General features: G+C 65.3%; 11 protein-coding genes. 5 read left to right on the forward strand and 6 right to left on the reverse strand.

Annotated features, from left to right (window positions below; translation table 11 throughout):
• Positions 1 to 3: 3 nt before the first annotated feature.
• Genes pheT through E5A73_RS04510 form a run of 4 tightly spaced genes read right to left on the reverse strand, consistent with a single transcriptional unit; the run spans position 4 to position 5546 of the window.
• Entirely contained in the window at positions 4 to 2370 is a 2367-nt protein-coding gene (pheT, locus tag E5A73_RS04495) for a phenylalanine--tRNA ligase subunit beta (protein WP_135962620.1), read from the reverse strand.
• Positions 2367 to 3443, reverse strand: a complete 1077-nt coding sequence (pheS, locus tag E5A73_RS04500) for a phenylalanine--tRNA ligase subunit alpha (RefSeq protein ID WP_135962621.1) — start codon at positions 3441 to 3443, stop codon at positions 2367 to 2369. Before pheS ends, pheT begins: the two co-directional genes overlap by 4 nt.
• Before the next feature lie 57 nt (positions 3444 to 3500).
• Positions 3501 to 4118: a LysE family translocator gene (locus E5A73_RS04505; RefSeq protein WP_135962622.1), complete on the reverse strand. Its 618-nt coding sequence runs from the start codon at positions 4116 to 4118 to the stop codon at positions 3501 to 3503.
• 15 nt (positions 4119 to 4133) lie between these two features.
• On the reverse strand, positions 4134 to 5546 hold the full coding sequence (locus E5A73_RS04510; RefSeq protein WP_135962623.1) for a M20/M25/M40 family metallo-hydrolase: 1413 nt from the start codon (positions 5544 to 5546) through the stop codon (positions 4134 to 4136).
• A gap of 355 nt (positions 5547 to 5901) precedes the next feature.
• On the opposite strand from E5A73_RS04510, the gene E5A73_RS04515 reads away from it, so the two are divergent.
• A complete protein-coding gene (locus E5A73_RS04515) occupies positions 5902 to 6504 on the forward strand; it encodes a helix-turn-helix domain-containing protein (protein ID WP_135962624.1) in 603 nt (200 codons plus the stop codon).
• A 9-nt stretch (positions 6505 to 6513) separates the two neighbouring features.
• On the opposite strand, the gene E5A73_RS04520 is transcribed toward E5A73_RS04515, so the two are convergent.
• Together E5A73_RS04520 and E5A73_RS04525 are read right to left on the reverse strand one after the other, a co-directional pair.
• Entirely contained in the window at positions 6514 to 6819 is a 306-nt protein-coding gene (locus E5A73_RS04520; protein WP_135962625.1) for a hypothetical protein, read from the reverse strand.
• Positions 6820 to 6911: 92 nt separating this feature from the next.
• On the reverse strand, positions 6912 to 7253 hold the full coding sequence (locus E5A73_RS04525) for a hypothetical protein (RefSeq protein ID WP_135962626.1): 342 nt from the start codon (positions 7251 to 7253) through the stop codon (positions 6912 to 6914).
• 673 nt (positions 7254 to 7926) lie between these two features.
• On the opposite strand from E5A73_RS04525, the gene E5A73_RS04530 reads away from it, so the two are divergent.
• From E5A73_RS04530 to E5A73_RS04545, 4 genes are all read left to right on the forward strand, one after another.
• Positions 7927 to 8424 (forward strand): hypothetical protein, encoded by a 498-nt coding sequence (locus E5A73_RS04530; RefSeq protein ID WP_240700024.1) that lies wholly within the window; start codon positions 7927 to 7929, stop codon positions 8422 to 8424.
• A gap of 213 nt (positions 8425 to 8637) precedes the next feature.
• A complete protein-coding gene (locus E5A73_RS04535) occupies positions 8638 to 9375 on the forward strand; it encodes a hypothetical protein (protein WP_135962627.1) in 738 nt (245 codons plus the stop codon).
• Positions 9376 to 9496: 121 nt separating this feature from the next.
• Positions 9497 to 10297 carry a fimbria/pilus periplasmic chaperone gene (locus E5A73_RS04540; protein ID WP_168355804.1) on the forward strand — a complete coding sequence of 267 codons (801 nt, stop codon included), beginning with the start codon at positions 9497 to 9499 and terminating at the stop codon, positions 10295 to 10297.
• Entirely contained in the window at positions 10294 to 12912 is a 2619-nt protein-coding gene (locus E5A73_RS04545; RefSeq protein WP_240700025.1) for a fimbria/pilus outer membrane usher protein, read from the forward strand. The genes E5A73_RS04540 and E5A73_RS04545 overlap by 4 nt, the downstream gene beginning before the upstream one ends.
• Positions 12913 to 12914: the final 2 nt, after the last annotated feature.

Genomic DNA, 12914 nt, shown 5'->3' on the forward strand with positions numbered 1-12914 from the left:
CGATCAGCCCCGCAGGCTCGCGCCGAGCTTCGCCGCCGCGGCGACGATTTTGTCGGCCACGCCCTTCAGCTCGGCGTCGGTGAAGCTCTTCTCACCCGGCTGGAGCGTAACTTCGACCGCGAGGCTCTTCTGCCCCTCGGGCACGCCGGTGCCGGTAAAGACGTCGAACAGCCGCGCATCGACGATCATCGCCTTGTCGGCGCCCTTCACGGTGCGGACGAGATCCCCCGCAGCCAGCTCGGCCGGCACGAGAAAAGCGAAGTCGCGGGTGACGGCCTGCAGCGCGGGCGGGGTATAGGCCGGGCGCACGAAGCCGGTGCCGCGTTTCGCGGGCAATGCATCGAGATAGATCTCGACCGCGGCGACTTCGCCGTCGAGATCGAATGCCTTGAGCACCGAGGGGTGGACCATGCCGAATGCGGCGAGCACGGTCTTGGGCCCGAGCCGCAAGGTCGCCGACTGGCCGGGGTGATAGACTTCGCCCGCCTCGCCCATCACCTGCAGATTGGCGACCGGCGCGCCGGCGGCTTCGAGCAACGCCAATGCTTCGGCCTTGGCGTCGTATGCGCCGAAGCGTTGGCCCTTGCCGCCCTGCCAGCCGCGTGCCGAGCGGTCGCCCGCAAGCACCACGCCGAGCGTCAGCCGCTCTCTGTCGGCGAGATAGCGACGCCCGATCTCGAACAGCCGGATGCCGCTCGCGCCGCGCTTGACGTTGCGCTCGGCCGCGGCGAGCAGGCCGGGGAGCAGCGAGGGGCGCATGACCTTCATGTCTTCGCTGATCGGATTGGCGAGGCGCCATGCGCCGCCGCCGAACGGCGCCGCCTCCTTTTCGGAGATGAAGCTCCACGTCACCGCTTCGTTGAGCCCGCGCGCCGCCGCGGTGCGGCGCAGCTTGCGCTCGAGCTTCTGCTCGGTCGTGGCGGTCGGGCGTGCGACGCCGGGAACGCGATCAAGCGGTGTCGAGGGAACCTTGTCGATGCCTTCGATGCGGATGACTTCCTCGACGAGATCGGCGGGGCCGTCCACGTCGCGGCGCCAGCTCGGCACGGTCACGTTCCAGCTCGAGTCCACAAGGAAGCCGAGGCTTTCGAGGATCGCCTTCTGCCGGTCGGCCGGCACGACGAGGCCGCCCAAGGTCGCGGCGAGATCCGGATCGTAGAGCGTGCTGCGGGGTTCGGTCGGCGCGTGCCCGGCGCGGGTGACTTCGCTCGCGCTGCCGCCGCACAAGTCGACAACGTAGCGCGCCGCGATCGCGATACCGTCTTCGAGGAACGCAGGGTCCACCCCGCGCTCGAAGCGCGAGCGCGCGTCGCTGGTCAGGTTGAGCTTCTGGCCCGTCTTCGCGATATGATCGGGATCGAAAAAGGCGCATTCGATCACCACGTCCGTGGTGGCCTCGGACACGCCGGTATCCTCTCCGCCCATGATCCCGCCGATGTCGTGCACGCCTTGTGCGTCGGCGATCACCGTCACGCTCTCGTCGAGCGTATAGGTCTTCTCGTTGAGCGCGAGCACCTGCTCGCCGGCCTTCGCCTTGCGGACGACCAGCGCGCCCGAGAGCCTGGCCTTGTCGTAGACGTGCAGGGGACGGCCGAGATCGATCATCACATAATTGGTGATGTCGACCAAAGCCGAGATCGGGCGCTGGCCGATCGCCTTCAATCGGCGCTGCATCCAGTCGGGCGACGCGCCGTTCGTCACGCCGCTGACCGTCTGGCCGAAATAGGCCGGGCAGCCCTCGGGCGCCTCGATCCGCACTTCCGGCCCCGCGCCGCTGGTCGGCACCGGATCGACTTTGAGCGGCTTGAGCGTGCCGAGCCCGGCAGCAGCGAGGTCGCGCGCGATGCCGCGCACGCCCATGCAGTCCTGGCGGTTGGGGGTGATCGAGACGTCGATCACGGCGTCGTTGAGCCCGGCATAATCGGGGTAGGGCGTGCCGATCGGCGCATCGGCGGGAAGCTCGATGATCCCGTCATGATCGTCGCCGAGTTCGAGCTCGCGCGTCGAGCACATCATCCCGTTCGATTCGACTCCGCGCACTGCGGCGACCTTGAGCACCATGCCGTTGGCCGGAACCACCGCGCCGGGAAGCCCGAGCACGCCGACCAATCCGGCGCGCGCATTGGGCGCGCCGCACACCACCGTCAGCGGTGGGCCTTCGCCGGTATCGACGGTGAGCACCTGCAATTTGTCGGCCTGCGGGTGGCGCTCGGCGGTCAGCACTTTGGCCACACGGAAGGCGGCGAGCTTCGCGCCCGGATTCTCGACGCCCTCGACCTCGAGCCCGATGCGCGTCAGCGTCTCGACGACTTCGTCGAGCGCGGCGGTGGTCTCGAGATGCTCCTTGAGCCAGTTCAGCGTGAACTTCATGCGCCCACTCCCCCGCTCAGCGTGGGCACGTCGAGCGCCGAGAAGCCATAATGCCGCAACCAGCGCAGATCGCCGTCGAAAAAGGCGCGCAGATCATCCATCCCGTATTTGAGCATCGCCAGCCGGTCGACGCCGGTGCCGAAGGCGAAGCCCTGCCATTCCTCGGGGTCGAGCCCGCAGGCGGCGATCACCTTGGGGTGCACCATCCCCGAGCCCAGCACTTCCATCCAGCCCTCGGACCCGCCGATGACGCGCTTCCCGTTGACCACCGAATAGCCGACATCGACCTCGGCCGACGGCTCGGTGAACGGGAAATAGCTCGGGCGCAGGCGCAGGACGATATCGTCGCGCTCGAAAAAGGCTTTCAGGAAGGTCTCGAGCGTCCATTTCAGATGGCCGAGGGTGATCCCCTTGTCGATCACCAGCCCCTCGATCTGGTGGAACATCGGCGTGTGCGTCGCGTCGGAGTCCGAACGGTAGACCCGGCCCGGCGCGATGATCCGGATCGGCGGTTTCTGCGTCATCATCGTGCGGATCTGCACCGGGCTGGTGTGAGTGCGCAGCACCATCTTCGGCTCGTGCTCGCCGGCCAGATAGAAAGTGTCGTGCATCGCCCGCGCCGGATGGGTCTCGGGGATGTTGAGCGCAGTGAAATTGTGCCAGTCGTCCTCGATCTCGGGGCCGGTGGCGACCGCGAAACCGAGATCGGCGAAGATCTCGGCGAGCTCGTCCATCACCTGGCTCACCGGGTGGACGCTGCCCGGCGGCACACCGTCCACCGGCAGCGTCAGGTCGAGCGTCTCGCTGGCCAGCCGCGCGTCGAGCGCCAGCCGCTCGAGCACGGCCTTGCGCTCCGCCAGCGCGGCGGTGATGGCCTCGCGCAGGCCATGGATGCGTGGGCCCTGCTCCTGGCGTTCCTCGGGGCGCATCGCGCCCAAGGTCTTGAGCAACCCGGTGATCGCGCCCTGCTTGCCGAGCGCGTGGACGCGCAGCGCTTCGACGGCGTCGAGTCCGGCCGCGGCCTGGATCGAGGCGAGCAGATCGCCGCGCAATTGTTCGAGGTCGGTCGTCATGGATTTCCGTTCATGGTGCGAAAAGGCTCGAACCCCAGTCGCGGCCTCAGGTCAAGCCTATACCCGGCTGCCGAGCAACACGCCGCCAAAGCCGATGAACATCACGCCGGTTGCGCGGTTGAACAGCTTCTGGCGGTTGGCAGGAGCCAGCCATGCGGCAAGCGAGCGGCCGCCGAACGCATATGCACCGTACCAGAAGCCTTCGATCACCACGAAGCTGGCGACCAGAATGCCGAGCTGGAGCCAGAATGGCCGGTGCATGTCGAGGAACTGCGGGAACAAGGCCGCGGCGAAGATGATCAATTTGGGGTTGGACAGGCCGGTGGCCAGCCCCGTCGCGTAGAGAGCGCCCGCCGAGCGCCGCGTATGCGGGGCGTTCGCCGCGGCGCCGACCGGCGCGCGCCACGCCTTGATCCCAAGCCAGACGAGGTAGGCGACGCCGGCATAGCGCAGCACGTCGTACAGGGCCGGCGAGGCCTTGAGCAGTGCGCCGAGCCCCGCGGCCGAGGCGAGCAGGCATAGCAACACCGCGCTCATCAGACCTGCCATCGAATAGATCGCGCGGCGTGGCCCGTGATGGATGCTCTGCACCATCACGTGAAGCATATTGGGTCCCGGTGTTCCCGCGATCAGGAACACCGCGGTGACGTAGAGCCACCAGGTCTGCATAGCCATCGCTGTACCCTTCGGTCAGGCGGTTGCGGTCTCCGGGGCTTCCGCCTGCACCATCGTGCCGAGCCGATCGAGGATCCGCACCCACGAGCGGATGCCCTTGTGGAAGCTGTTGAGGTCGTATTTCTCGTTGGGCGAGTGGATATTGTCGTCGTTGAGCGCGAAACCGACCATCACGCTGTCCATGCCGAGGATCGAGCGGATCGAATTGACCACCGGGATCGAGCCCCCGCTGGCGAGCAACGCCGACTTGCCCCATTCGGCATCGAGCGCGGCGCGCGTCGCGGCGAGCGGCGGGCTGTCGGCGGCGAGGCTGATCGCGCGCGAGCCGCCGCGCACCTTGAACTCCGCGGTGCAATCGGCAGGGAGATGCGAGCGGACATGGTCCTCGAACGCCGCCCAGACTTGGTCGGGGTCCTGATCGCCGACGAGGCGGAAGCTGATCTTGGCATGCGCTTCGGCGGGGATGACGGTCTTGAAGCCCTCGCCGGTATAGCCGCCCCAGATGCCGTTGATCTCCGCAGTAGGGCGCGCCCAGCTCTGCTCGAGCACGCCGACGCCGCTCTCGCCGGCGGGCACGCTGAGGCCGACTTCGCCAAGAAACTGCGTCGAGTCGAAGCCAAGCGCGTCCCAGCTCGCCTGGACCTCGGCGCTCAGCGGGCGGACGCCATCGTAGAAGCCGGGGAGCGTGACGCGGCCTTCGGCATCCTTGAGGTCGGCGAGGATATTGGTGAGCACCTGGATCGGATTGCGCGCCGGGCCGCCATAGAGCCCCGAGTGCAAATCGCGCGCGGGCCCGCAGACGGTGACCTGGCCGCCGGCCATGCCGCGCAGCCCGATGGTGAGTCCCGGAGTCGCGGTGTCCCACATCGAGGTGTCGCAGATCAAAGCGAAATCGGCGCGGAGCTCGCCGGCATGCTCGTGGAGGAACGGCTCCAGGCTTTCCGAACCCGATTCCTCTTCGCCTTCGAACAAGATGGTGACGCGAACCGGGAGCTTGCCGGCGGTTTCCTTCCACGCGCGGCAAGCCTCGATGAACGTGCGCAGCTGGCCCTTGTCGTCCGAGGCGCCACGGCCGACGATCGCCTTGCTGCCGTCGCCGCGCGTCTCGAGCACCGGATCGAACGGGTCGCGCTTCCACAATTCGAGCGGGTCGACCGGCTGGACGTCGTAATGGCCATAGAACAGTACGTGCGGCCCGTCGCCATCATGATGCGCGACCACCATCGGGTGTCCCGGCGTCGGGGCGACCCGCGCCGTGAAGCCGAGTGCGGTCAGTTCGTCAGCCAGGACCTGCGCGGCGGCGCGGCATTGCTCGGCATAAGCCGGGTCGGTGGAGATCGAAGGCACGCGCATCAGCGCGAACAGGCGGTCGAGGCTGTCGTCGAGGTGGGCCTCGACATAAGCGAGCGCAGTGGCGGAGTCGGTCATGGTCCGGGGCTACGCCTGGACGGGCGGCGGAGCAAGGGACGGGCGGGCCGGCGCGAAGGTCCGGGCATGCATCTTCAATAAATTGTTATGAAGAATTAACCGATTGTTAAACTATTAAGTATAGATAACTTCATTGAGCTAATTGTTTCGCTCTTGCGTCATTCATGAGAATGGCGGAATGTACCTAGCAAGAAACGAGCGCTTTGAGGCGATCTATCTTCAGACGGGTAATGGCTTACAGTGATAAAAGTTGCGTCGGATTTGCCGCAGGCGGCATTCATAGATTTCAGCAACCCCCCAAAGGTTGTCAAAGAATCGCTGACCAACCACGCCCACAACTTCAGGTGCCGCCCCCATGCCGGCCGCTAGCGAATCGCTTGCCGGGCTGCTGCGCGACTGTGAGGCGCGGTTGACCGAGAGCAAACGCAGCGTCGACGATGCGCTGGAACTGGTCCGGCGCGCATCCGCACTGGCACAGCAAGCGCCCGCGAGCGGAGAAGCGCCGGCGCTCCATGCGTTGCTCGATTCGCACCGCGACGAGCTGGTCGGTCTTGTCCTGTCCGCGCTCGAGCAAGGCGGCAAGACGCGCGAGACGCGCAGCGACTATCTCAATTCGCTGATCTATCGCGAAGAGGAAAACCAGTACCGCGTCGGCCGGCGCCAGGTCGGGCTGACCGATTCGGAGAAGCGCGTGCTCGATCTGCTGTGGCAGGCGATGCCGCAGCCGGTCGCGCGGCGGACCATCCACCAGGCGCTCTATGCGGAGGGCGAGCAGGCGACGATCGGCACGATCGACGTGTTCGTCTCCAATCTTCGCCAGAAGCTCAAGCTCGCAAGCGGCGGCCGCGACTTCATCCAGTCGGTCCGCGGCCAGGGATGGGCGCTCAAATCCGATTATTGTCGAACCCGCTCCGCCAATGGCGACGCGAATGCCGAGCCCGGCCGCCAACGCGCCTGAGCGCGCGGCTCAGGCCTTGCCGCCCTGGACCAACTGAAGCTGAAAGCGCGGACGCGAACCGCTGCGATGCGCACGCTCGAGCCCTTCGGCATAATCGCGGATGCGGGCGCCGAGCGCCTCGGCAACTGCCGGATGGCGCTGGAGCGGGCTCGCCGCGATATCACCCAGCGCGTGGAGGCGCCGTGCGGCGGCGTCGGTGTCGAGCAGGCCGAGATTGACCAAATCGACATAGATGGAGGAAGCGAGCAAAGCCTGCGCCTCAATCAGCGTTTCGACGATCTCGCCGAGATCTTCGGAATGAACGGACGTATCCATCGGTTCAGTTAAGAGCCGATCGGGAATTCGCGCAAACGGATTCCCGATCGTGGGAGGTTCAATCCGGGACAGTCCCCGTCACGATGTTTCGATCACGAGGCTTCGAGGTTGAACTCGAGGCGATCGGTATCGAAGCCGGCAGCGCCCGGCTCGGCGAAGATCTCGCGGTCGCGGATGCGCGGACCCGGAGTGCGGCTGACCACGGCGCGGCCCGAGCCGTCGAGCACGACGCGCTCTTCGCCGACGGCGACCACCGCGCCTTTCATCGAGCCCGGCGCGTAATTCACCACCAGCGCATAGCCGCGCGGCGAATTGCAGAACTCGCGCAGCTCGCCGAGGCGATAGCCGTCGCCCGCGGCGCTGATCGCGCTCTGGTGACTGACCGTGCAGACCAATGGCACGGTCAATTGCAGGTGGAAGCTGCCAGAAGCCACGGATTCGGCGCTTGCGGCAGACCCGCACAACAGCAGGAGTATCGCGGAGAGTTTGGGGAGAGATCTGATCGGCATCGTAATACCTGTCGCTGGCTGATCAGGCCTGATCGCATGTCCCTTTGAAAATATGATTGATACGGAAGGTTAATGATCTAAGAATAGATCAACGCCACGGGCAAAGAGGCTGATCCGAGTCGGTCCGCAGGTTGCGGCGAAGCGTTAATACGACTCGACGGGACGCCGAGTCGCGCAGGGGGATGGGGCTTCGACAGCCTCATCGGCCCTTGATTCGGTCGTCTTCCGCAGAAAATATTGAAGCACAACTTGCTGGAAACATTCCGGAAAAGTACCGATGTGCACTCCTGGGACGAGTTAACCACTTAATTCGATCGACTCTCGCCGCGTTAAAATATTATTAAAGCTTTAACGAGGGACTGGGGGAGTTGAGGGTATGTGCTCCGGGGGGAGCCGCCCACGCCATCCGCAATCCGGGAGCCTGCGTGCCAGAACTGGTGCGCAGACGTCCGGTTTTGTGGGTGCTGCGGCGGACTATCGGGTTGATGCGGCGCCGCGGCGCACGCAGCCTGCAACCGTTCCAGACAGCTTTGCGAGCGCGCTCTTCGGCTCGACGCGCACCCTTCTCGCCAGTGCCGCAATTGGTGCTGCGCTTGTTTTGGGCATCTCGGCCTCCCCTGCCTCGGCGCAGGAAATCTCGAACGTCAAGTCGATGGACATCGCCGTGCAGGGCAGCATTGCCCAGCGCTGCCAGATGGGCGCGATCCCGACTGCCGACTTCGGCGACCTGACTCGCCCGGGCAAGTCCGCCGCCGCCAAGGTCGCGCTGGACTGCAACATGCCGTTCACGATGCTGATCAAAGCGCAGAACGGCGCGCTCACCCATTCCGAAATGCCGCACGGCCAGGGCCCTTACGCGGGCTCGGTGCCCTACAGCCTCGACGTCGAGCTGCCGGTGCGGCGGCCGACGACCGAGATGATCTCCAAGGTGTTCGAGGGGCGCTCGCTCGTCGGCGGGCAGGCGATCTCCAGCGCCGGCGGCATCGCGATCGACGGACTGCTGCTGCGGCTCAGCCTGGGCAGTGTTTCCAGTGAGGCGGGGCTTCTCGCCGGGCAATATGGCGAAGTGATCGAGATCACGATCGCACCGAACTAGTAACGGCTTTGAGTAATATTGAGTTTAGTGCGCCGTACCAAACATATCGCGGCGTCTAAAAGGCATCATTATTGTTTCTAAATTGAAACAATAGTGGTTAACGTAAGCTAATTAAATATTGAATGCTTGCGGATAATTGTTAAACGTCAATCGTCGGTGAACGACTCGGCAATAACGTCGGGGGGGCGCCGAACCAGAAGTGGGGATTTGCACATGAAGAAGCTTCTCTCGGCAGCCGCTCTCGCGCTGCTCTCGACCGCCGGCGTCGCGCAGGCTGACGACATCGCATTCTCGGGCCAGACCCCGGGCGTGTTCGGTGGCACCACCAACCATTCGTCGCTGCTCGGCTATGCCGTCGGCGTGGTCCTCAGCGGCGGCGTTGGCTACAACCAGTTCGGCCTGAACGCCGGCAACACCCAGACCGCGTCGCCGACCGTCACCAACACCTGGCTGATCAAGGGCACCGTTACCAAGGATTGCTCCTATTACGGTGGCAGCAGCACGGCGCACACGCTCGACTTCGGCACGATCGGCGTCAACACCAACTCGAACACCAACGTGAGCAGCGCGTTCGACATGGTTTCGCCGGCCACCGCCGTCGTCAACTCGACCACTGCAGGCTGCAACTTCAACAACACCGTGACGCTCTCGAAGCAGAACGGCGCGCAGGGCCTGCTCAACGGCGCAGCCGGCGGCTATGACTCGAACGAGTTCCAGGCGAACATCCCCTATTCGGTGGCTGCTTCGTTCCAGGGCACGACCAACACCTCGGCCGGCGCTGCCGGCAGCCCGCAGACCGTGACCGCCGCCACCGGCGACGCGTCGAAGGTCTGGACCGGCGGTGCATGGCGTTCGGACATGACGCTGACGATCAACGCGCCGACCCCGGGCAAGGCCCTGGTCGCGGGCAACTACCAGGACACGCTGACCGTCGAGCTCAAGGCTCTCTGATCCGGCTGGTCCGGCAGAATGCCGACTTGAGGAAGGGGGAGGATACAATCCTCCCCCTTTCGAGTATTGCGTAACAATGCGTGCCGAGGAGCGCGCAGTCATAGGGGCGGGGGCCTTGCCAGTGTATAGCAGTTTCCAACGGGCGGCTGTCCGTTCGGCCATTGTCGCGACCGCGCTCGTCGCCGGTGCGGCATCGGTCTATGCAATGCGCGTCTCGCCGATGATCGTCGAGATGACCACTACCGGCAGCGATTCGGTCGCGCGGGTGGAAGTGCAGAATCTCAACGCCGGCAAGCTGCCGTTCGAGACCCGGATCACGCGGCTCGCCTTCGACGAGAACGGCGTGCCGAGCGAGACCGCCGCCGACGCCGACTTCATCGTCTTCCCGCCGCAGGGCATGCTGCCGCAAGGCGCGCGCCAGGTGATCCGCCTGCAATGGGTGGGCGGCGCCGACATCCCGACCTCGCAAGCCTATTATCTCTCGGTCAACCAATTGCCGATCCCGACCGAGCCCGGCACCGGCGGCCAGGCCGCGCAGGTGCAGGTGGTCTATCACATGAAGGCGCTCGTCGTGGTCGCGCCGCCGAATGCGCAGCCCAATGTCAGCGCGACTTCGGTCAAGCCGATCGACTATCAGCCGCCCGCCGCCAAGCAGGGCGACCCGCTGCCGCCGATGGTGCCGGGCCTCGAAGTCGTGATGAAGAACACCGGCCGCCGCCATGCGATGATGTCGGCGCTGAAATGGGTGATCGAGGGCAAGGATACCGCCGGCAAGTCGCTGCGGATCCTGATCTCCGAAGAGGATCTCAATCGCGGCATCGGCAGCGGCTATGTTCCCGGCGGCGGGGGCACGCGCGTGTTCCGCTTTGCGGTGGTGAAGGCGTTCGGGCCGGGGCCGATCAACGTCAAGTTTGTCAAATGAAGCGCGGCAGGCTGCTCAGCGCCACGGCGTGGTTCTGCCTGACCGGCGGGACCGCCGCGGCGCAGGTCTCCGTGCCGCTGCCGCGTACCCAGCCCGCCCCGCAGAGCGCGCCGCCGACCTCGCCGCCGCCCCAGAGCATCGTGCCGCTGCCCGGCGGCGCCAAGCCGAACATCGATGCGCTGCCCGTGGTCGGGCAGACCGGAACGGCGTCGCTGCCGATCGGCAAATATGGTCGCCCGGACATCAATCCGTACGATCGCGACATGGATCTCACCGTGCCGTTGCTGTTCAAGCAGCGCGCACTCGGCGACATGCCGATCCGGCTGACCTATGACGATCGGCTGCTCGCCGAGCGCAAGCCGTTCGAAGGGCTGATCGGCCCGTTGCTCAATCCGCAGGCGCGCGACCAGCTGCTCAAGGCGGCGGCGGGCAAGGACCGGCTCGAATCGGACGATCTCAAGCCGCTGGGCATTTCGTTCGAATATGATCCGAGCAGCCTCGCCGTGGTCGTGCTGACGATCGACCCGTCGAAGCGCGCGCTCGAGCAACTCTTCTCGCCGCCCAATCCCGGCGACGACAATATCGACCTCGCGCCCGCCGATTTCGCCGCCTTCCTCAACATCAACGGTTATTATGCCCGGTCTTGGGAGGGCAATTTCAACAGTCCGCCCTCGATCGCGCTGAACGGCGCGATGCGCTATGGCGGTGTCGTCCTCGAGGCCGATGGCCAGTTCGGCAATCAGGGGTTTGGCGGCGGCGCCTATCGCTTCGATCGCAACTATGCCCGCTTCGTCTATGACGAGCCGGCGGAGTATCGACGCTGGTTTCTGGGCGACCTGACCCCCGAAGTGCGCGGCCAGCAAGGCTATGTGCAGATCGGCGGCGTCGGTGTCAGCCGACAGCGCCAGCGTTTCGATCCGTATCGGTCGTCGGTGCTGCAGGGCAATCGCCAGCTGGTGCTCCAGCGCGACGCGAGCGTTCGCATCCTGCGCAACGGCGTGCTGTATCGCGAGCTGCGGCTCGATGCGGGATCCTATGATTTCAGTTCGCTGCCGCTGCTCGCCGGCAGCAACGACGTTCAGATCGAAGTCCGCGACAATAGCGGATCGGTCCAGTCGATCGCCTATAGCCAGTATCTCGATCCGATCGATCTGGTGCCGGGCGACTATGAATATGCCGCCTATATCGGGCCGACGAGCAACAATTTCGGTCGCTCGCCCGCCTATAACGGTCCCGTCGCCTTCTCCGGCTTCTTCCGCAAGGCGTTCGTCGACGCGCCGGCGATCGGCGTCGGGCTGCAGGCCAGCGCGCAGGTTCAGACCTTGACCGGGCAGACCCAGTTCGTGCTCGGCGGCGGCTCGCGGCTATTGCTCGACGGCGGGCTCAGCCATTCGCGCGAAGTCGGCGAGGGATATTCCGCAGGTGTCGGCTTCGATCAATTGATCGATCGTGGCGGGCTGGTCGACTCGGCGAGCATCCGCGCCGATTATCTGTCGCGGCATTATGCCTTTTTGTCGTCGCCCGAGGCGGACAATTCGAGCTCGGTATCGATCAGCGGCCAATATACCCGCCAGATCAACCAGCGCCTGTCGGCGCTGATCACCGGCAGTTATCTCAAGAGCCGCAACCGCAACGACAGCTATCGTATCGGCGTTTCGGCGAATTACTATTTCGATCGGCGCGTCAGCGTGCGCGCCGGGGTCGAATATTCGAGGTTCGACAGCACGATCGGCCGTGGGCGCGGGCTCGGCTTCAATATCGCTTTGGTGTTCCAGCCGACGTTCCGCGATCGCTTCGAGGCGCGGCACGAGAGCAGCACCAACACCAGTTCGCTCTCGTACCTCCACTCCTCGTCGAACCAGATCGGCAGCGTCGGTTATGGCGCGGTGGCGAGCCGCGACGATCGCACGGTCGCGCTGCAGGGCTTCGCCGATTATATCGCCAATCGCTTCGACGCGACGGTGAGCCATTCGAGCTATGGACCCAATATAGGCGGGTTCGGCCAGGTCAATGTGTCGTCGGTGCGCGTCGGCACTTCGATCGCGTTCGCCGACGGCGTGGTCGGCGTCGGACGCCGCGTCAACGACAGCTTCGCCTTGCTCTACCCGCACAAAAATTTGAAGGGGCACAGCGTCGTCGCCGGCCAGTCGCTGGTCAGCAGCGACTATATGAGCAAGAGCGGCACGTTTGGCGCGGCGGTCAACGGCTATCTCAACAGCTACGTCAACCAGCCGGTCCAGTACGACGTCGAGAACCCGCCGGTCGGCTACGATATCGGCGCGGGCACGGTGCGGGTGAACCCGCCTTATCACAGCGGCTACAAGCTCAAGATCGGCACTGACGCGTTCGTCAGCGCTGCGGGCGTGCTGGCCTTCCCCGACGGCAAGCCGGTGGCGCTTGCCGGAGGCCGCGTCATCGCCAAGGATGGCAAGGACAAGGAGCCTTTGCCGTTCTTCACCAATTCGGTGGGACGCTTCGCGATCCAGAATCTGCGCCCCGCAGTCGATTACCGCGTCGAGCTCGGCGCCGGGCCGACTGCGTTCGAGTTCAAGGTGCCTTCCGACACCACTGGTCTCGTCGATCTTAAAACGATAGTCCTGAAGCCGGCGAATTGAGG

It is taken from the genome of Sphingomonas gei (assembly GCF_004792685.1).
In the GTDB taxonomy this organism is placed as follows: Bacteria; Pseudomonadota; Alphaproteobacteria; order Sphingomonadales; family Sphingomonadaceae; genus Sphingomonas; species Sphingomonas gei.